At 45.1% G+C, this 19,509-nt stretch carries 24 protein-coding genes; 11 read left to right on the forward strand and 13 right to left on the reverse strand.

The window, feature by feature from the left end:
- Positions 1 to 41 precede the first annotated feature (41 nt).
- On the reverse strand, positions 42 to 668 hold the full coding sequence (gene cdaS / locus VP472_RS09925) for a sporulation-specific diadenylate cyclase CdaS (RefSeq protein ID WP_025852338.1): 627 nt from the start codon (positions 666 to 668) through the stop codon (positions 42 to 44).
- Positions 669 to 945: 277 nt separating this feature from the next.
- Between cdaS and VP472_RS09930 the strand changes: the two genes are divergently transcribed.
- Positions 946 to 2,307 (forward strand): MATE family efflux transporter, encoded by a 1,362-nt coding sequence (locus VP472_RS09930; protein ID WP_146277020.1) that lies wholly within the window; start codon positions 946 to 948, stop codon positions 2,305 to 2,307.
- 13 nt (positions 2,308 to 2,320) lie between these two features.
- A complete protein-coding gene (locus tag VP472_RS09935) occupies positions 2,321 to 3,169 on the forward strand; it encodes an STAS domain-containing protein (RefSeq protein WP_070081972.1) in 849 nt (282 codons plus the stop codon).
- Positions 3,170 to 3,196: 27 nt separating this feature from the next.
- On the opposite strand, the gene bshB2 is transcribed toward VP472_RS09935, so the two are convergent.
- From bshB2 to rarD, 4 genes are all read right to left on the reverse strand, one after another.
- On the reverse strand, positions 3,197 to 3,862 hold the full coding sequence (gene bshB2, locus VP472_RS09940; protein WP_031379023.1) for a bacillithiol biosynthesis deacetylase BshB2: 666 nt from the start codon (positions 3,860 to 3,862) through the stop codon (positions 3,197 to 3,199).
- A gap of 17 nt (positions 3,863 to 3,879) precedes the next feature.
- On the reverse strand, positions 3,880 to 4,230 hold the full coding sequence (locus tag VP472_RS09945; protein WP_003153743.1) for a YojF family protein: 351 nt from the start codon (positions 4,228 to 4,230) through the stop codon (positions 3,880 to 3,882).
- A complete protein-coding gene (locus VP472_RS09950; protein WP_003153742.1) occupies positions 4,227 to 4,505 on the reverse strand; it encodes a hypothetical protein in 279 nt (92 codons plus the stop codon). Before VP472_RS09950 ends, VP472_RS09945 begins: the two co-directional genes overlap by 4 nt.
- 67 nt (positions 4,506 to 4,572) lie before the next feature.
- On the reverse strand, positions 4,573 to 5,469 hold the full coding sequence (gene rarD, locus VP472_RS09955) for an EamA family transporter RarD (protein ID WP_094246838.1): 897 nt from the start codon (positions 5,467 to 5,469) through the stop codon (positions 4,573 to 4,575).
- A gap of 97 nt (positions 5,470 to 5,566) precedes the next feature.
- On the opposite strand from rarD, the gene VP472_RS09960 reads away from it, so the two are divergent.
- On the forward strand, positions 5,567 to 6,031 hold the full coding sequence (locus tag VP472_RS09960) for a hypothetical protein (RefSeq protein ID WP_014305207.1): 465 nt from the start codon (positions 5,567 to 5,569) through the stop codon (positions 6,029 to 6,031).
- A 33-nt stretch (positions 6,032 to 6,064) separates the two neighbouring features.
- Here the strand turns inward: VP472_RS09960 and VP472_RS09965 are convergent, their stop codons facing one another.
- Positions 6,065 to 6,304 carry a hypothetical protein gene (locus VP472_RS09965; protein WP_003153736.1) on the reverse strand — a complete coding sequence of 80 codons (240 nt, stop codon included), beginning with the start codon at positions 6,302 to 6,304 and terminating at the stop codon, positions 6,065 to 6,067.
- 201 nt (positions 6,305 to 6,505) lie between these two features.
- On the opposite strand from VP472_RS09965, the gene VP472_RS09970 reads away from it, so the two are divergent.
- Positions 6,506 to 6,895, forward strand: a complete 390-nt coding sequence (locus VP472_RS09970; protein ID WP_003153733.1) for a tautomerase family protein — start codon at positions 6,506 to 6,508, stop codon at positions 6,893 to 6,895.
- 52 nt (positions 6,896 to 6,947) lie between these two features.
- Complete coding sequence (locus VP472_RS09975) at positions 6,948 to 7,316, forward strand: hypothetical protein (RefSeq protein ID WP_070081976.1); 369 nt, start codon at positions 6,948 to 6,950, stop codon at positions 7,314 to 7,316.
- A gap of 39 nt (positions 7,317 to 7,355) precedes the next feature.
- On the opposite strand, the gene VP472_RS09980 is transcribed toward VP472_RS09975, so the two are convergent.
- Entirely contained in the window at positions 7,356 to 7,697 is a 342-nt protein-coding gene (locus tag VP472_RS09980; protein WP_003153729.1) for a transcriptional regulator YodB, read from the reverse strand.
- 129 nt (positions 7,698 to 7,826) lie between these two features.
- Between VP472_RS09980 and VP472_RS09985 the strand changes: the two genes are divergently transcribed.
- Positions 7,827 to 8,435, forward strand: coding sequence for a nitroreductase family protein (locus VP472_RS09985; protein WP_031379019.1), 609 nt, complete (start codon positions 7,827 to 7,829; stop codon positions 8,433 to 8,435).
- Between the two features lie 43 nt (positions 8,436 to 8,478).
- Here the strand turns inward: VP472_RS09985 and VP472_RS09990 are convergent, their stop codons facing one another.
- Positions 8,479 to 9,081: an alpha/beta hydrolase gene (locus VP472_RS09990; protein ID WP_146277478.1), complete on the reverse strand. Its 603-nt coding sequence runs from the start codon at positions 9,079 to 9,081 to the stop codon at positions 8,479 to 8,481.
- A 2-nt stretch (positions 9,082 to 9,083) separates the two neighbouring features.
- On the reverse strand, positions 9,084 to 10,007 hold the full coding sequence (locus VP472_RS09995; protein WP_146277022.1) for a ring-cleaving dioxygenase: 924 nt from the start codon (positions 10,005 to 10,007) through the stop codon (positions 9,084 to 9,086).
- A 185-nt stretch (positions 10,008 to 10,192) separates the two neighbouring features.
- On the opposite strand from VP472_RS09995, the gene VP472_RS10000 reads away from it, so the two are divergent.
- Together VP472_RS10000 and VP472_RS10005 are read left to right on the forward strand one after the other, a co-directional pair.
- Positions 10,193 to 10,393: a DUF3311 domain-containing protein gene (locus tag VP472_RS10000; protein WP_003153716.1), complete on the forward strand. Its 201-nt coding sequence runs from the start codon at positions 10,193 to 10,195 to the stop codon at positions 10,391 to 10,393.
- Entirely contained in the window at positions 10,393 to 11,883 is a 1,491-nt protein-coding gene (locus tag VP472_RS10005; RefSeq protein WP_039063228.1) for a sodium:solute symporter family protein, read from the forward strand. Before VP472_RS10000 ends, VP472_RS10005 begins: the two co-directional genes overlap by 1 nt.
- Positions 11,884 to 11,917: 34 nt before the next feature.
- Here the strand turns inward: VP472_RS10005 and VP472_RS10010 are convergent, their stop codons facing one another.
- Both VP472_RS10010 and bglA read right to left on the reverse strand, forming a co-directional pair.
- Positions 11,918 to 13,396: a glycoside hydrolase family 30 protein gene (locus VP472_RS10010; protein WP_077722467.1), complete on the reverse strand. Its 1,479-nt coding sequence runs from the start codon at positions 13,394 to 13,396 to the stop codon at positions 11,918 to 11,920.
- Positions 13,397 to 13,543: 147 nt separating this feature from the next.
- Entirely contained in the window at positions 13,544 to 14,986 is a 1,443-nt protein-coding gene (gene bglA / locus VP472_RS10015) for a 6-phospho-beta-glucosidase BglA (RefSeq protein ID WP_077722468.1), read from the reverse strand.
- A gap of 249 nt (positions 14,987 to 15,235) precedes the next feature.
- Between bglA and VP472_RS10020 the strand changes: the two genes are divergently transcribed.
- The gene (locus tag VP472_RS10020; RefSeq protein ID WP_071391727.1) at positions 15,236 to 15,961 is read left to right on the forward strand and encodes a GntR family transcriptional regulator; all 726 of its coding nucleotides are present in this window, start codon (positions 15,236 to 15,238) and stop codon (positions 15,959 to 15,961) included.
- 60 nt (positions 15,962 to 16,021) lie between these two features.
- Here VP472_RS10020 and ctpA read toward each other — a convergent pair whose 3' ends face one another.
- Positions 16,022 to 17,425, reverse strand: a complete 1,404-nt coding sequence (ctpA, locus tag VP472_RS10025; RefSeq protein WP_153986669.1) for a carboxy-terminal processing protease CtpA — start codon at positions 17,423 to 17,425, stop codon at positions 16,022 to 16,024.
- A gap of 146 nt (positions 17,426 to 17,571) precedes the next feature.
- On the opposite strand from ctpA, the gene VP472_RS10030 reads away from it, so the two are divergent.
- Positions 17,572 to 18,273 carry a class I SAM-dependent methyltransferase gene (locus VP472_RS10030; protein ID WP_146277028.1) on the forward strand — a complete coding sequence of 234 codons (702 nt, stop codon included), beginning with the start codon at positions 17,572 to 17,574 and terminating at the stop codon, positions 18,271 to 18,273.
- A 92-nt stretch (positions 18,274 to 18,365) separates the two neighbouring features.
- Positions 18,366 to 18,620 carry a hypothetical protein gene (locus VP472_RS10035; RefSeq protein WP_146277030.1) on the forward strand — a complete coding sequence of 85 codons (255 nt, stop codon included), beginning with the start codon at positions 18,366 to 18,368 and terminating at the stop codon, positions 18,618 to 18,620.
- Positions 18,621 to 18,663: 43 nt separating this feature from the next.
- Here the strand turns inward: VP472_RS10035 and VP472_RS10040 are convergent, their stop codons facing one another.
- Positions 18,664 to 19,482 carry a M15 family metallopeptidase gene (locus VP472_RS10040; protein WP_003153703.1) on the reverse strand — a complete coding sequence of 273 codons (819 nt, stop codon included), beginning with the start codon at positions 19,480 to 19,482 and terminating at the stop codon, positions 18,664 to 18,666.
- Between the last annotated feature and the right edge of the window lie 27 nt (positions 19,483 to 19,509).

Here is a 19,509-nt window from a genome sequence, read left to right on the forward strand (position 1 = left end):
CCTTATTAATATTAAATGGGTACAATATTCCCATTTTCTTATTATTTCGCATGAAGCGCCCGCGGTGAAACAAGCGGATACAGTCCGCCGTCTTTAGCAAAAGACATTTTTCCCGTTTCTTCTGAAACAACGAGCACGAGTGCATCAGTCACGGCCGAAAGTCCCATCGCGGCCCTGTGGCGCGTCCCGTATTTGAGATCGACATGTTTTGTTGTGAGCGGAAGCACATTGGCTGCTGATACAACCCGGTTTTCTCTGACCAATACGGCTCCGTCATGAAGCGGATTGCCGGGATAAAAAATACTCTCAATTAAAGCTGAACTGATCTCGGCATGCAGGCTGGTCCCTTTTTGTATCATTCCGTCCAGCGGATCTGCACGTTCAATCACAATCAGCGCTCCGTGCTTTTCTTCCGCCAGATGCTGCACGGCCCTCGCCAGCTCTGTATAGGAAGGCGTAAAATGTTCGATATATGACTGCAGGTAAAACGACGAAGCGACAGCCTGCATTTCCTGAAACGTATGTCCCAGTTCATCTAATTCGCAAAGAAGGCATTGGTCTTTTTCATCCAATGTCCGCAGTATCATTCCGGCATCCTCCGTAATTTGTTTCAAATACGTTTGAACGGCAGCGGTAAACGCGCTTTCCGTCATTTGAGTGTGGCGCATGTCACATCATCTCCTTTCCCTTATTTTCTGCATCGCGCGCATGGATATGCGCCGCTGTGTACACCATAATCATGAAAGGAGGCGCACATCATATGGAATTCGCACGGCTGATGCAATATATCTGCACCTTTTTAGGGGTCATTTCACTTTCATTCATTTATGCCAAGATGTTTAAAAAGCCGAAACCGGACAAAAAAGAGTAGGCCGGCTTTCATTGCTTTTTATACATAAAATGTTATAATTTCTCTCGTTAAAATAAAGAAACGGGGAACCTAACTTGAGAGAAACGAACACGATCGGCCAAAAGGTCAGACAGCTGTTACATATCTTCATTCCGATTTTAATTACACAGGCGGGCCTTTCCCTGATCACCTTTTTGGATACGGTGATGTCAGGGAAAGTGAGCGCCGCCGATTTAGCCGGTGTTGCAATCGGTTCAAGCCTGTGGACGCCGGTGTATACGGGCCTTGCAGGAATATTAATGGCCGTTACGCCCGTTGTTTCGCAGCTGTTTGGAGCCGGCAGACAAAAGGAAGTGCCGTTTTCCGTCATCCAGGCCGTTTATGTAGCGGCCATTCTCAGTGCGGCGGTTATCCTGATCGGCTTTTTCACCGTTGATATGATCTTGGGACATTTGGGCCTGGAACCTCGTGTCCGGACGATCGCCAAACACTTTTTAGGCTTTTTATCCCTCGGTATTTTTCCTTTGTTTGTGTACGCCGTTTTGCGCTCGTTCATTGACGCACTCGGCAAAACGCGAGTCACGATGCTTATTACGCTTTGCTCATTGCCTATTAATTTTGTTTTAAATTATGTATTTATTTTCGGGCAATTCAACATGCCGGCATTGGGCGGAGTCGGTGCGGGGCTCGCTTCCGCCCTGACTTACTGGTGTATTTGCGCCATCAGCTTTTTTATCGTCTTCAGATTTGAGCCGTTTGCCGGGTACTCTGTATTTCGGAAACTGTACCGTTTTTCTCCGTCTGAATGCAGAAAACTTTTGAAAATCGGTTTGCCTATCGGTTTTGCGGTATTTTTTGAAACGAGCATTTTTGCGGCTGTCACACTTCTAATGAGCCATTTCCGGACGGTGACAATTGCAGCCCACCAGGCGGCAATGAATTTTGCTTCCCTCTTGTATATGCTGCCGCTCAGCGTATCTATGGCCATGACGATTTTAGTCGGCTTTGAAGCAGGCGCAAAGCGCTACAGGGATGCCCGGTCATACAGCTATATCGGCATTGTGATGGCCCTTTGTTTTTCTTTATGCACGGCGGCTTTCATTTTACTGTTCAGGCCGCAAATCGCCGGAATGTATACATCAGATCCGGAGGTGCTCTTGTTGACGCAGCACTTTTTAATCTATGCGCTGTTTTTCCAGCTTTCTGATGCCGTAGCAGCTCCGATACAAGGCGCCCTGAGAGGATATAAGGATGTCAACTATACACTCGGTGCGGCTTTTGTTTCGTATTGGATTATCGGGCTTCCGCTCGGTTACGCAGTCGGCACTTACACGAGCCTCGGGGCATACGGCTACTGGATCGGGTTAATTGCAGGACTTGCCGCAGGAGCTGTCGGTTTATTCTTCAGACTGATGAAGCTGCAAAAGCGTTATGTGAAAAAAATGATGATTTTATAAAGGAGGAGCAGCAATGCCAAAACATAAACTGCTGTACGATTATTTAACCGAACGGGCGGAGGACATCAGTCAGACATGGTTTGATACCCTTCATGATACGGATCCTGATTCTGTTTATGCTTCTACTGACCCGGCTGTTCTCACAAATCTGAAAAAACAAAATCTGGCGTTTAATTATCAACTCAATCGGATTTTTTCTGAAGAGAAGGAAGTATATACAGCGGCATTGGAAAAGTGGGCGTTTGAAGCCGCACGGGATAAAGAACATTTAAAAACTCCCATCCATTACATCATTCGCGAGTTTATCAGAGTTCGTGATTTGTATGTCGGCCATGTAAAGCAGTTTACCAGACTTCATTCAGACACCGTGACAGAAGAAGATGCCGAAGATATATTCCATACGCTGATTAAATCGTTTGATGTGGTCATTCATATTTTCATAGAGGAAATGTATAAAAACACAAACATTCAGCTTGAAGCGCAAAAAGAATTGATTACCGAGCTGAGCTCGCCGGTCATTGTGCTTTTTGACAATGTCGGACTGCTGCCTCTGATCGGGGATATTGACACGGCAAGAGCCAAAATGATTTTGGAGAATACGCTGCACCAGTGTTCAGAGAAGCGCATCACGCAGCTGTACATTGATTTATCAGGCGTAGCCATGGTTGATACGATGGTTGCCCAACAGCTATTCACCTTAATTGAATCACTCGGAATGCTCGGCGTGAAAGCGACATTATCCGGAATCCGTCCTGAAATCGCACAAACCGCGGTACAGCTCGGACTGAGTTTTTCAAATTTATCAATACGGTCTTCGCTTGCGGAAGCGATCGCTTCCGATCTGACACAAAAAAAGGGATAAGGCATTTCAGCCTTATCCCTTTTTTTATCAGTCTTTCCACGGATATGTCCAATACACTTCTTCTTCAAACCATGTCTGAAGAACCGGCTCGTTATTTTTAATTTTTTCTTCCAGCTCTCTCAGCATGCCTTCCGTTTGGGTGCGGTGCGCTTTTAAGGCATTCATTTTAATATCGGCAACCTCTTTAATATCAAGAATGACATCAGGCTTGCCGACGGCTTCCTCCCTGTTGCGGGTGATTGCCATGCAAAGCGTGCGCGGGCGGTCCTCTTTTTTCTTTCTGTAAAGCGCTCTGATGACCGCTTCGCCGCATGCATCATGATCCGGATGGACGCCGTGCTCCGGATAGAATGTAACAATCAGACTCGGTTTTACATCGTCGATAATCTCTTCCATCATATCCGCGAGCCACTCGTCATCTTCAAATTCAAGTGTTTTATCACGAAGCCCGAGCATTCTCAGGTCAGTAATGTCCATTGCTTTGCATGCGTCAATCAGCTCTTGCTTTCTTAACAGCGGCAGTGTTTCACGGTTCGCGAAAAAGGGATCTCCCATGTTCCGGCCCATTTCGCCAAGCGTTGCGCATGCATACGTAACGGGAATATCTTTTTGTCTGTGTAAAGCAATCAGTCCTGCCACTCCGTATGATTCATCATCAGGGTGAGGCAGGATGACGAGTACATGTTCTTTCATGATTTTCACCCTTTTCTTTAAACTGTAAACGGCTTTTCGCTGATTTGAAGCGAAATCGCCAATTTTCCGCCCGGCAGATGCCCCGCCATTAACAAACGGTCTTCTTCATCTACTGTATACTCAGTCAAACCTTCTGCGTAAATCCAGCCCTCTTCTGTTTTCAAACCGACGCGGTACGGGCCGTTTCCTTTGATTTTCGCCTGATGGTACGTCACTTTTGCATTGCGTATATAGGCTACAACCGTCATATTTTTCTCATTCAGATGCGCTGAATAAGAACCGGTCGTTGTTTCCAAATGGATATATACAGGACGATCGGCATATCGCTCTAAAGAAGTTTGCACATCTTCTTTAATGATCGCTTTCATAGCTGCTCCCCTCTTTCTTCTTTTAAAAATTGCAAACGCTTCGTATGTAGTTCAACCAATTCATATTTCTCAATCGGCCGCAGCCGGGAATCTACAATTCGCTGCACCGCCAAAGCAAACTTTTCCTCGGGTGACTTCCGGAGCCTCGGATGTGTTCTTTGATCAAGCAGTTCAAGATCAATCGCCTTCTCCGCTTCTTCAAGGGTTGAAGCCGGGAGAGTGCGGTTATTCCACAGTGCCTGATAGGCTTTTGCTATGTCTTTATCAGTGCCCATTGTACAGCTCCTTTACATACTCGTAATGATTATACATAATTTAAGCTATCGCTGGAAAGCGAAAGGCTTAGCGGCTTTTTATCGGCCGCTTCCATTTTATCTGTGAAAAGGTAAACAAAAGCAATGCTGCCCATATACAAATGAAGGTAAACGCTTTTTGCCCGGAAAACGGTTCATGATACACAAACACGCCGAGCATAAGGGTAATGGTCGGCGCTATATATTGCAAAATGCCGACTTGATACAGCGGCAGACGCTTTGCCCCCTCTGCAAACAATAACAGCGGCAGGGCCGTAAATACGCCTGCGAAAAATAGGAGCGCCCATGTTCCTGCCCCCAAGGAGCCAAAAGTGCTCCCGTCAGCTGTAAATCCTAAATAAATAAGTGCAGCCGGGGTAATCAAAAGCGTCTCCAGCGTCAGTCCGATCGTGCTGGACATGCGGGTTCTTTTTTTACATAAGCCGTACAGACCGAAGCTGAATGCAAGCAGCAATGCGATATAAGGAACCGCGCCATATTGAAACGCAGATATGAGCACGGCCGCCCCGGCAATAGAAACGGCTGCTGTTTGCATCTTGTTAAGCTTTTCTTTTAAGAATAGGATGCCCAAAAGAACGGAAACGAGCGGATTAATGTAGTACCCGAGACTTGCTTCAAGCAAAAAGCCGTGATTGACGGCCCATATGTACACAAACCAATTAACGGAAATTAAAACGGAAGCGAAAAAAAGCGCCAGCAGGCCCCCTTCCGATTTCAAAAGACGCAGTTCACGCCATCCGGTTTTCCACTTCTTAAGCACAGTTAAAAGCACACACATGAAAACAAATGACCATAAAATCCGGTGAGCTAAAATGTCCAATGCGGGTATTTGTTCAAGAAGTTTCCAATAGACCGGAAACAGCCCCCACATGACGAAAGAACAAGCGGTATAAATGATTCCTTTTCTTACGTTATTCCCTTGCACGGCCTTCCCCTTCCTTTCTGTAAACAGATTATATTATATCACGGGAAGCTTCCGGCGGGCATATACTATGTTGTCCGTTAAGAAAGGGTGAGATGCCGTGTTTGATTGGAACAGATATTTTCCCTTCCAAAATCAGTTCTCTAAAGAAACGTTTAAAAATGCTGATCCGAAAGATGTCGAGACATATGTCAACCGAGTGATGGAAAGCGTATTCGGCGCCGGTTATGCCGGACAGTTCCCTTTTCGCGACCCGATGTCCAAAAAGACCGATCCGGTCGAAGCGGAACCGCCCAAGCCGGAAATTGACCTGTTTGAAACATCCGATCATGTTTTTGCGAAAATTCCCGCCGAACAAGAGGAACTCGACCGTATCAGGATTAAGCATACGTCACACAGCCTCGTTGTAGAGAACAGCAGCCTGGGAGAAGGAAAAAAAGAAATCGTACTTCCGAGCCTCGTCAAACGGAAAGGAACAAAAGCAGTCTATAAAGACGGGATGATTGAAGTTATGTTTTCAAAACAGGAAGACTACAATCTATCGGAAGTGGAGATTTTAAGATAAAAAAACGGCCCGCGCGATGCAGGCCGTTTTTTCTTAATAAAATGGCGGATAACCGCCGGCTCCCGGCCCGAAACCGCCGTATGGGACGCCTCCGTATCCGTAACCGGCAAACCCGTACGGATAACGGGGTCTTGTAAAACCTGTGGCAATCACGCCTCCGAGAAGACCGCCTAAAAATCCGCCGAATAAAGGAGCGCCGAACAAAAAAGGACTTCTCGCCGGAAATCCGGCAGGACCGAAATTCCCGCGATACAATGCATGACGAGGGTACATGTTTTTCCTCCTTTATGTCTGCCTATTCTTAAGCGTATTCATAAAATGAGGGAATTGATTGGGCGGTTGTAACAACTTGTGCCTCTCTCTGATATTGCATTAAGATGTAAACATTTTGGTTATAATTTGATTATATTTTGATTAACTGTTATACTTTTTTTACAAGTTGCGACATTATAAAACCATCAGGGGGAATAAAATATGCCATTACTTCGTTTTGACGTTATTGAAGGCCGGGATGACGCAGCATTAAAAAAATTACTGGATACCGCCCATTACGCCATGGTTAAAGCTTTTGACGTCCCAGTAACGGACCGTTATCAGATCGTTCACCAGCATCGGCCTCATGAGCTTATCATTGAAGATACCGGGCTCGGTTTCAAAAGAAGCAAAGATCTTGTCATCATTAGCATTGTCAGCAAAGCGCGCACCGAACATCAGAAAGAAACGTTATATCAACTGATGGCTGATCAGCTTAAAACAGAATGCGGCATATCACCCGAGGACGTCATGATTTCCATTACAGAAAACGGGAACGCCGATTGGAGCTTCGGGCTTGGTGAGGCTCAGTTTTTAACCGGGAAACTGTAAAAGGCCTCCCCGCTTGTTCTGAATGATTGCAAACTGAATAAAAGAGGGATGTATGTTGGTTAGTGAGTTGTATCCTTGTTTGATATGCGGATTTAAAGGATTAGAGACAAATCCCGTTTATAACGGCGAATATCAAAAAACATTTGATATCTGCCCTTGCTGCGGGTTTGAATTCGGCTACAGTGAGGACCATGACGTAAGCTTAGGGTTTATTGTAACGCCTGATCATTTAATTGAAGCGGCATTTCAGTTATACCGGAAACAGTGGATTGAGGGAGGAATGGAACTATTTTCTCCAAACGATGTTCCGGCGGAATGTAAAAATGATCATTTCCTTACATTCGATGCTTTATTAAAGCAATCAAAAGGCTTGAACCTCAATCTGAACAATTTTGATATTAATGGTTTTTATGACGATTAAACATTATCATTAAGAAAAGGCTGCCTTGGGCAGCCTTTATTATTCATCACATGTGTCGTTCGCAGACCCCCCGGGCTCGCAAAAACTGTCTGCCCATTTTTGCATTTCCTGAAAAACGGCTTGCAGGGCCATGCCTTTATCAGTCAGTTTATAAATGACTTTGACAGGTGTTTCAGGCAGCACCTGACGCTCGACGATTTCATTTTGTTCCAGCTCTTTGAGCCGCTCCGCGAGCATTTTTTGGCTGATTGTCGGTATCGTTTCGGTCATATCTTTAAATCGTTTCGGCCCGTCCATCAGTACATGGATAATGAGGCCGTTCCAGCGCTTTCCCAAAAGAGAAAAAGCGGATTCCATTTTAGGACACATTGTATATCCCACGTGAGTTCATCCCTTCATCTATGAATTGACAAGTTTTTTGTGATCCATTAAAATTAGTTTTCGAGTTACATTTAGTAAGCTTCTAACTTTTCTATTATGATAACACGTTTATCCGAAGGAGGAAACATGATGACATCCGTATTAGACGTTTTAAAGGAACGCGCATCTGTTAAAGAATACGATAAAGACGCGGTCATTACAAAAGAGGAATTGACAGAACTCCTTGAAATCACAACGCAAGCGCCTTCCGCCTGGAACCTTCAGCATTGGCATTTTCAAGTCTTTCACAGTGATGAAGCAAAAGCTGCCCTGCTTCCGGTTGCTTTTAATCAAAAACAGATTATTGATTCATCAGCAGTTATTGCCGTATTAGGCGATTTAAAAGCAAATGAAAATGGTGAAGAAGTTTATGCTGAACTGGCTGAGCAAGGCAATATCACAGAAGAGATTAAACAAACGCTTTTAGGCCAGATTAACGGTGCATACCAAAATGATCAGTTTGCCCGTGATTCAGCATTTTTAAACGCTTCTTTAGCAGCGATGCAGCTGATGCTTGCCGCTAAAGCAAAAGGCTACGACACTTGCGCGATCGGCGGATTCAATAAAGAGCAATTCGTTAAAGAATTCGACGTGAGCGAGCGTTTCGTGCCCGTCATGCTGATTTCAATCGGGAAAGCCGTTAAGCCGGCGCATAAAAGCAACCGGCTGCCTGTATCTAAAGTGTCAACTTGGCTGTAAGATAAAAGAAACCCTTAGTCCGCTTAAGCAGACTAAGGGTTTTTTATAGGAATCGCTCACTGTACCAGGCTCGTGCCTGCTCGGCTTCCTGCTGTGTGAGCTGATGACCGCCCTCCTGCCATTCAAGAGCAACGGATGCATGAGCATCTTTCAGATACTGATAAAGCTCCTCCGATTCTTCTTTTGTACATAGGGGATCGCGTTTTCCCGCACCGATAAACACAGGCAGCCCTTCCATATCAGGCAGCTTCACTCCGCGTATCGGCACCATCGGATGATGCAGAACCGCTCCTTTCAGTACATCTTTATAATGAAACAAAAGACTTGCTGCAATATTGGCGCCGTTTGAATAGCCGGCAGCAATCACGTTTTCTCTGCAGAACCCGTACATTTGCGCCGCTTCATCAATAAAATTCTTTAATTCTTCCGTCCGTTCAATTAAATCTTTCTCGTCAAATACGCCTTCTTTCAGCCGCTTAAAAAAACGGGGCATGCCGTTTTCCGACACTGATCCTCTGACCCCTAGCAGACTTGCGTTCGGATCGATAAAACGTCCGAGCGACAGAAGATCATGTTCATTTCCTCCCGTTCCGTGCAAAAGCAGCAGAACATTTTCTGACGTTCCCTGTTCAAACACATGTTTCATCATCATTCTCCTTTCTCCATTTTGGGCAGAACAGCTGTAATCTGACTGCGATGCTCTTCCAGCCATTCCGGAAGCTTCAGCTCTGTTCCGAGATTTTCAAAGGATTCATCCGTCATAAAGCCCGGTTCATCGGTTGCCATTTCAAATAAAATGCCGCCGCTTTCTCTGAAATAGATTGAAGTAAAGTAAGACCTGTCAAGAATGTCAGATGAAGCATGATGAGAATCAGCAAGAATGTCCTTCCACTCCGCCTGCTCTTTTTCGCTCGTGCGGAAAGCGACATGATGAACTGTCCCGTAACCGCCGGCACCTGCTTCTTTCGGCGCAAGGTCAACATCTATAATATGTCCGATCCGTGCCTCCGATTGCAGCCTGACAATCTGATTTTCTTCTCCTGTCTTTGAATAACCGAAGCGTTCTATGAGAAATTGAATGGTTGCTTCAGGACGGTACGAGTACAGAAGAACACCTCTCATGCCTGTGATCGCTTCTTTTTCAGTAATGCCCGAAGGAGTCCATTCACTCTGTCCGCTTCTTTCATCTTCCATTATGGCAAGCGGCAGGTCTTCTGTATCATTAAAGAGAAGGACTTGTTCAGACAGCATGATCTGTTCTTTTACAGACAAGCCGTTTTCTTCAAGCCGGCGCTTCCAAAACGCGAGTGCTCCTTTCGGCACGGAAAAATAAATTCTTCCGGCCTGCCCTTTTCCCACGGTTCCCGGGCGGCTTCCCTGAAAAGGAAAAAATGTAATGATCGTGCCCGGCTCTCCGTTTTGGTTGCCGAAATAAAAGTGATAAGTGGCCGGGTCGTCAAAATTAACGGTTTTTTTAACGAGCCGCAAACCCAGCACTTCAGTATAAAACCGAAGATTTTCAGCAGGATCTTTTGCAAATGCGGTAACATGGTGCAATCCTTGTGTATTCAATGTATTCACTCCTAAATATCTTGAGTTCGAGATATTAACTATTCTAATTTAATATGAATGAAGATGCAACTAAAGTGTTTCAGTTAAAAAAGTAATAGAATTCTTTTTTTTCTGAAAAATATCTTGTGATCTTATCTGACACCTGCTATGATAAGGAGCATTATCAAGTTTCAGGAGGAAAGTAAATGGTCAGAAAAGCACTAATTTTCGTTCTCATCTTAATTCCTTTCAGCCAGCTGGCCCTGCTGTCAGTCGCTAATCGGGTTCATCCGATCATTATTGGGCTGCCTTTTTTTCATTTCTGGCTGCTTTTATGGATCGCAGTCACTCCATTATGTTCGTTTCTTATTTATAGGCTGCAGAAGAAACAAGGAGGACTGGACTGATGCCCGCAAATATAACAGCATTGATCATTACAGCCGTCATCGTTTTAACCGTTGTCTGTATCGGCTTTATAGCCGGAAGAGACAAATCATCACGTACTTCTGTTGAGGAATGGTCTGTCGGCGGCAGACGGTTCGGGGGGCTCCTCGTCTGGTTTTTAGTCGGCGCGGATCTCTATACGGCTTATACGTTTTTAGGCTTAACAAGCACAGCCTACACAGGGGGAAGCGTTGCTTTTTTTGCAATCCCGTATTCTGTTTTGGCGTATTTTATCGCTTATTTCTTTCTGCCGAAGCTGTGGAAAGTGGCAAAAATTCACAAATTAACGACGCTTGCCGATTATGCCCGTGAGCGTTTTGACAGTAAGCTTTTGGCCAGCCTTGTCGCCATTGTCGGCGTTCTTATGCTCATTCCTTATATTTGTCTCCAGCTGAGCGGGATTCAAGATACGCTTCAGGTGGCCGGAACGGGAGTCATTAATGTTAATATGGTCGTCATCATCTCCTTTATTCTTGTAGCGCTGTATACTTTTTTCAGCGGAATTAAAGGGCCGACGTTTACGGCGATTATTAAAGACATTCTGGTGTGGGTGATTATGCTGTTTATGGTCGTCTCACTCCCGCTGATCCATTTTCACGGCTGGACGCCGATGATTCACACTTTGGCTGAAAAAGCGCCGCAAATGCTGACGATTCCGGACTCGGGGCCGAAAGGAATTCCTTGGTTTATCACAGCTTCCATCGTATCTGCGCTGGCGCTCTTTATGTGGGCGCATGCGGCAACCGGCGTATTTACGGCAAAAAGCGCAGATGCCGTCCGCAAAAACAGCATGTTTCTGCCGCTTTATAATATTGTTTTGATTCTTGTTATTTTTCTCGGCTTTATCGCGTTTCTTGTCCTGCCGGAAGATACCAATCCGCGGCTCGCTTTATTGAAGCTGATTCAAACGTCTTACGGCGGAGTCGCGCAGGGCTTTGCTTACTCCACGATCGCCCTTGCGTCATTGATTCCCTGCTCTATCATGGCCATCGGAGCATCAAACTTATTTGCGAATAACTTATATCGGGATTTGATTCACCCGAATGTGTCACCAAGCAAGCTGACGTTGATCACCCGTTCAATGGTATTTGTCGTCATCGGGCTCGCGCTTTTATTCGGCATGCTGTTCCCGACTGCGCTCGTTACCCTTCAGCTTCTCGGTGTTTCCGGCATGGTTCAGATCTTTCCGGCTATCGCCGTCAGTCTGTTTTGGAAGAATCAAACGAAAGAAGCGACAATTATCGGTCTTCTCGTCGGTCTTCTCGTGACATTTACGGTAAATATCACCCAATCCGCCCACGGTATATATGAAGGGTTTTGGGGTTTGACCGCTAACATGGCAGCCGTTATTATCCTTAACCCGTTTTTTGTAAAAAAAGCGTCTTCAAACGCCGTCAAAGACGGTTTATTCAATAAAGCGCCCTCTGATAAACTGAACCAAAAAGGCGCTTAACAGAAAGAAGCCGGCACGTAAATGTGCCGGTTTTTTACTTTTTGTGCTGCCATTTGTAGGTGGCGACGGTTTTTGCCGGGATGACGGCTTCAAACTGCCGATTTTCTGAAACGACATGGAATTTTTGTTCTGAAGATGTCTGGTTGATTACGACTGTCACAATGGATTGATCAGGATTAAGGAACGATACATTCGAGACTGTGTTTTTGGAGCCGTAATTACTTTCTATCCGCTTTGCTCCCCGGTCGATAAATTTTGAAAAGTTGCCTGTCATATGAAAGATCGGGATATTCCAATAGCGGTCAGGGTTTTTAGCATCCTGAATAAACAGCGTCGGGTCTGGGGTGCCTATCCAATGATGCGTCTTAATTTGACTGTCGAGCATCGTCACCCACGCATTGTAGCTCGACGCGCCGTTGCGGAAATACTGTGCGATCCGATCCGCCCCTGCCGTCCCCCAGACAGACCGCTCCGTTAAGTGAATAGATTGATCAGGATATCTCTTTCCGATTTCCGACATGACAGAAAGGTCACCGTCATAATCGTGAAAAGCGATGCCGTCTGCCGCCCGGTTTCCTTTTTTATCATCTAAAATCGGCGGAATATAGTTCCACGCCCCGCTCGCATTGTGATCATAAATCCAAATTTTCGTGTCAATTATGTGTTTTTTCAATTCTTTTTTCACGGCTATCGCCAGTTTGCGCTGCTGAGACGGTGGCATGTACATGCTCGGATAGTCGATTTCCAGCAATGGTTCATTTTGAAGGGTCATCGCATAAATCGGAATTCCCTGCTTTTCGTACGCCTCAATAAATTTGCGGAAGTAAACGGCCAGTGCGCCGATATATTTATCTTTCAGCTTTCCCCGCTTGAGGTTTTCATTCGTTTTCATCCAAGCCGGCGGGCTCCACGGTGAGGCGATGATTTTCAGTTCCGGATTTATCGCCAGCGCTTCCTTGATGGTTGCTGTAATGTGTAAATCAATATCCTTTTGGATCGAGAAATGACGGAGCTTAGGATCTGTTTGGCCTTCAGGCATATCGTCATACGTATAAAATTCCTGTGCCGTAAAATCAGATGTCCCGATCGTTATGCGCATAACGTCCATGCCGATACCATCTTTGGGATCAACCAATTTTTTCAGCACTTCTTTTCTTTTTGCGGGTGTCATTTTTGATAAATTATGGATTGTGGATTCTTCCAGGGACGATCCTACGCCCAACACACTTTGATAGCGGCGCGACGGATCAATATACACGGCGGCGGAGTCAGAAGCCTTCTTTTTTGTCCATGTAAGCGGTGTTTGTTCGTCTAAGGCGTATTTCACTTCCAGCGGCCCGTCATACCACGTACGGGAAGCCGGATCTTTTTCAGAACTGAACCACACCCTTACTTTGTTTTTGTCTGAAGCCTTCCGATCAGCAGCATACACTTCGGTTTGCATGCTGCTTGATATAAAAAAGAAAAACATAAGAAAAACCAGGGTCATGTGCAGACTTTTTTTAAAAAACATGAACCACCATCCCTTTCCTTATTTTTATAAGCGATTCTAAATGAAAAGCCGGACAGTCACCTCCTTCCCGCTTAAATGAATACGCTTTCAAAACCACTGATAAAGAGCCGGCTTCACACAACGGTGAAGCCTTCCCTTTTTACACCTTTAGGATACATATGCGCCGTTTGATTCAATCACTTTTTTATACCATTCAAATGAGTCTTTCTTAAGCCGCTTCATTGAACCGTTGCCTTCATTATCCCGATCAACATAAATCATGCCGTAGCGTTTTTTCATTTCTCCGGTTGTAAATGACACGATATCAATAATTCCCCATGGGGTATAGCCCATTACATCCACGCCATCATATGTGACTGCTTTTTCCAAAGCTTTTATATGTGACGATAAATATTCAATTCTTGAAGCGTCATGAATTGAACCGTCCTCTTCTAATGTGTCAATGGCGCCGAATCCGTTTTCCACGATAAATAATGGAATCTGGTAGCGGTCGTATAAGCGGTTTAATGTGTACCGTAAACCGGTCGGGTCAATCGCCCAGCCCCAATCACTCGCTGTAATATAAGGATTTTCCACGCCGTTTGGCAATCCTCCGTTTACGACATCCCCGGTATTATCGTTTATCACGTCACTTTTTACGGTAGTGGACATGTAATAGCTGAATCCGAGGTAGTCCACTCGGCCATTTTTCAAAATCTCTTCATCACCGTCTTCAAAGTGTATCTGATAGCCTTCTCTTTCAAATTCTTTTAACGCATAGCTTGGATAATATCCGCGAACCTGGACGTCCGGGAAGAAAAAGCGCTGTCTCATCGTTTCTTCAGCCAGCATCACATCATCGGGGTGAGATGAGTATGGGTAAATCGGGACATGTGATACCATCGCGCCGATCCTGAACTCGGGATTGATTTCTCTTCCCTTCGAAACAGCCAATGCGCTTGCCAGCAGTTCGTGATGGCCGGCCTGATACATGACTTCTTTTGCGTTTTCGTTTTCTTTAACGGCGACGCCCGAGTTCGTCCATAAAAAGATCGGATTATTCACATCCATCTTATTATTGATTTCGTTAAACGTCATCCAATACTTCACCTTATGTTTATAGCGTTCAAAACACACTTCAGCGAATTTCACAAAAAATCCGACTGTTTTTCTGTTTCTGAAACCGCCGTATTCCCTCGCCAAATGCAGCGGCATCTCAAAATGTGACAGCGTGATTACCGGTTCAATCCCATGTTTCAGCAATTCATCAAACACCCGGTCGTAAAAAGCCAATCCTTCCTCATTGGGCTCGGCTTCATCACCTTTAGGAAAAATTCTGCTCCAGCCGATGGACGTTCTTAAACATTTCAGGCCCAACTCGCTGAATAATGCGATGTCCTCTTTATAACGATGATAAAAATCGATCGCTTCATGATTCGGATAAAATTCCCGCTCTTCAATTGTATCTGTTATTTTCCGGGGCACACCATGCGCGCCTGCCGTCATGACGTCCACTACACTCGGCCCCTTGCCGCCTTTATTCCATCCCCCTTCAAATTGGTGGGCGGCCAGAGCGCCTCCCCATAAAAAATCTTTTGGCAATGTCCCCATCGTGTATATCCTCCTTTATTTGACTGCCGCTTGCATGCCGAATAAATGCACTGCAGCAGCTTCAACCATCCGCTTCACAAGTGTAGAAGAATTCCTGCCTTCATTTCCATATTATACGTTTACATTATAATTGTACCGGTATAATTTATCAATACATAAACAATTATAGTTAATTTACGAAATGGCTTTTAAAAACGATTATGCTATAATTCTGAAAGAAGCGGGACAATAAATGAATGAGGAATGTATATGTTAAAATACCAGCAAATCGCGTTAGATATTGAAAAATACATAGAAGAACATCAGCTGCAGCAAGGGGATAAACTGCCTGTGCTTCAAACCTTAATGACCCGGTTTAACGTGAGCAAAAGCACGATCACCAAGTCCTTAGATTTATTAGAAAAAAAGGGGATTGTGTTTCAAGTGAGGGGAAGCGGCATTTTTGTCAGACGGAATAAAAGAAAAGGGTATATCAGCCTGCTTTCTAATCAGGGATTTAAAGAATCACTTGAAGATTTTAATGTCACTTCCAAATTATTAGCGCTGGAAGTGAGAAAACCCACGCCTGAGGCTGCCCAAAATCTGAATATGCCGCCTGACGGCGACGTGTATTATGTCAAGCGAATCCGATATATTGACGGGCTGACATTGTGTATCGAAGAGTCATTTTACAACAAATCGATTATTACGTATTTGAATAAAGAGATCGTGGCAGAATCAATATTTGATTATATTAGAGAAGGTCTCGGGTTAAAGCGCGGTTTTTCAGATTTATATCTGTACGCGGGGATGTTAAATGAGGAAGAAGCGGAGTACTTAGGTCTGTTTACAGGAGCGCCTAAGCTTTGCGTTGAAACGATTTTTCATTTAACCAACGGCCAGCCGTTTGACTTCTCAAAAGTCACCTATCACTATGAGCAATCACAGTTTTTCATTCAGGCGAACAGCCACCTTTTTGAACAGGAAACGACATAAGGCGGGCTTTTCGCAAACAAAAAACACCCCATGCGCGAGCGACGCATCGGGTGTTTTTTACTATTTCATATTCTTATTTAATGTTTCAACGGCTTTTTTCATTTGTGTATCGTTGTCCGCAAGCTGTTTTTGCAGATCCGTCATCAATTTTGCCGTTGTGTCCCCTGTTAAAATGCCTGTTTGTTTCAGTTTCTCTTTTGCTTGGAATTGTTTGACTGCTTGTTCAAATGCTTTATCATATGTGCCGTTTACATTCACGCTGTACCCCAGCGCTTTCAGCATTTTTTGCGCATTGGTGACGGTCGTTCCGGAATCCCCGTATTTGTATGTTTTTTTCGCATCTAAATACGGCAGGTTCGCATATTCAGGAAGCTTAACCTGATATTGCGGTTTGATTCCTTTTTTATGAATCCACTCTCCGTCCGCTGTCAGCCATTTTGCGATTGTCAGTTTAACGGTAGAACCGTCGCTGTAATCTTTTGCCGTCTGCACGGTTCCTTTTCCGAACGTTTTCTCGCCGATCAGCGGAATTCCGGATGATTCATGCAGCGCAGCCGACATGATTTCCGCGGCGCTCGCGGTGCCGTCATTGACGAGGACGACTGTCGGTTTTGTCACTTTGCGCTCTTTCGTCGCTTTCATGACTTCTTTCGTGCCGTCTTTGTATTCGACCTGCATGATATTTTTCCCTTTATCGATAAACATATTGCTCATTTTGATGGCTTCATCCATCAGGCCGCCCGGGTTGCCCCTTAAATCGAGAATGTATCCTTTCGCTCCTTGTTTTTCGAGGCTGTCAATGGCTGAATTCAGCTCTTTTGCCGTCGATTCGGAGAAGGATGTGATTTGGATTTCGCCGATGTCTCCTTTTTTCATTTCAGAATACACCGTTTCAACCGGGATGGTGTCACGTTTGATCGACAGGTTCAGATCGCCGACACCCGCTCTGTGCAGCACAAGCTTGACGTTTGTTCCCTTTTTGCCGCGGATTAATGCGACGGCTTCGTTTACATTAAGGCCTTTAACGCTTTTGCCGTTGACCTTCAAGATCTGGTCATTCGGTTTAACCCCCGCTTTTGCCGCGGGTGACCCTTTAATCGGCGATACGATCAGGATGCTGCCGTCCTTTTCTTCCACTTGTGCGCCGATGCCTTCAAACGAAGCGGAAATTGTTTCTTCAAACGACTTTCCTTCCTGAGGATCCATATAAGAAGAATACGGATCATCCAGGGAACTGATCATGCCTTTTATCGCTCCGTCTATTAATTTGCTGTCATCTGTTTTTTGATAGTAATCACTTTTAATCTGCTCATAGGCTTTATTGAATTTCTCAAATTTGCTGTTCGTCAAAGCAGCCGAGCCTTGTCCGAAAATGGTCGTATTGCCCGTGATAAACAGCGTAAGCGCCGAGGCTGCGACCGCAGTGATCAATATAATAAAAAACAGTTTAAATTGCCGCTTCAAGAAAACACCACCTTTTTATTCTTACATTATTATCATAGACGAACGCTCATTCGTCAACTTCAAACGTGAGGCGCCCTTCTTTCCCGTTTACCCAAACCTATGCTTTTCTCTCAACATATGCTGAGGAAAAAAGGAGGATTCGGCCTTTGAGCAAATATTTAGAAATGCTGTCCTTATTCGGAGTCGGAGGGGCTCACCCGGGCGGGCTCGCTTTTTCCAAAGCCGTTCTCACAAAAGCGGCTCCTCCTCCTGACGAACCGATTCTTGACGCCGGCTGCGGAACGGGACAGACGGCCGCTTATCTCGGCCACCTGCTGTATCCCGTCACCTGTGTGGATAAGGATCCCCTTATGCTTGAAAAAGCAGCAAAACGATTTGCCGCTGAAGGCTTAACCATTCCGGGCTATTTGGCGGAGCTTGAGCGGCTTCCGTTTGCTGAAAATCAATTTTCCGCCGTTCTTTCCGAATCAGTTCTCACCTTTTCAAATCTTGATTCATCGCTGTCTGAAATCCTGCGGGTCCTTAAACCCGGGGGCATGCTGATCGGCATTGAAGCTGCTTTACAAAAGCCCATGCCGGAAAACGCCATCACGCAGATAAAAGACTTCTACGGTTTTACCGTATTGCAGGATGAAACCGCATGGAAACAGAGATTGCTTCAGCAAGGCTTTCAGAAAGCGGATTTCATTCCCGCTGTCTGTGAAAACAATGCGCAGGAGCCGACTACAGAAATGGATTTATCGCCCGTTATTCAGCCGGTTCACTACGATACGCTGACGGCTCATTACGAGCTTATGCAGACGTACCGTGAATATATGGGACACTGCGCTTTTGTCGCTTACAAGTAAAACGGCAATTGTCCTCCTGTTTTCGTCCAACCTTTTTACCGCACTCTATCATAAGCTGACATAGAAAGATAGGTTGGATAGGAGGAGAAAAGATGCAAAACTATTATCATCTTTGCCGGCAGCACCAAGGAAAAGTAGCACGGATTACAGAACGAAACGGCAGAGTCCACGTCGGAAGAATCGTACGGGTGACTAACAGCAAAGTGTATATCACCCCTGTCGACGGCCGTCACAGAGGGTACGGATTCGGTTATTGGGGAGGAGGCTGGGGAGGCTGGGGAGCAGCCTACGGTATCGGCCTTGGTTTCATTACCGGATTTGCGCTTGGAGGTCTGCTCTTCTGGTAATAAAGAAAGCCCGCTTTCTATTTTTCAAGCGGGCTTCTTCTCATTACACTTTCTTTACTTCATTAAAATATTCTTCAAGCGTTAATTGATGGTCATGGATGGCTTTTGCCGCTTTTTTGCCTACATAGCGTAAATGCCATGGTTCATACTCATACTTTGTAACATTTTCTTTGCCTTTAGGATAGCGGATGATAAAGCCGTATTCATACGCATGGTCTTTCACCCATTTGCCGTCCGCCGTGTTTCCGAACGCTTCATTCAGCTCATATCCGTTGCTTTTGCTGGAGATGTCCATGGCAAGCCCCGTCTGGTGTTCGCTTTGCCCCGGATATGCGACGGCTTCTTTCGCCTTTTTTTCACCTTTCAGACTGACTTCATTATCGAAAATAACTTTCTGTCTGTCATAAGAGCGGTATCCTGAAACAGCAACCAGGTCATAACCTTCTTTTTTCCCGGCGCTGAATAGTTCCGCCAAAGCATCGGCGGCAGGTTTGCGGATATATCGTTTCTCGATCTTCTCAGTAAAAGAAAATTCGACTTTCGGGATCACGAGATCATTCGGTTTATAATCTCCCGGCAGCGTATATGTCTTATTCACGAGCGCAAGTGTATTTGTCGGGTTTTGAATGGTCTCAAGCCCGTTCACTTCTTTAATATCATTAAAATATTTGCTCTCCAATACAAAATCGCTGTTTTCTGTCTTCGTTGTTTTTTTGCTTGATGTGTCATCTGATTGTTTTGTTTCAGCTGCTGTTTTTGTGTCCTTATGGCTGTCGCCGCCTGAAATGCTGCAGCCGGTGCCCACGATTGCGGTTACGCTGAGAGCGGCAGCGAGCGAGAACCATTTAGTGGATTTCTTCATTTTACCCTTACCTTTCTTTTTTTGAAT

Origin of the sequence: Bacillus sp. MT(2024) (assembly GCF_036362845.1) — a bacterium.
GTDB classification, from domain to species: Bacteria; Bacillota; Bacilli; order Bacillales; family Bacillaceae; genus Bacillus; species Bacillus velezensis.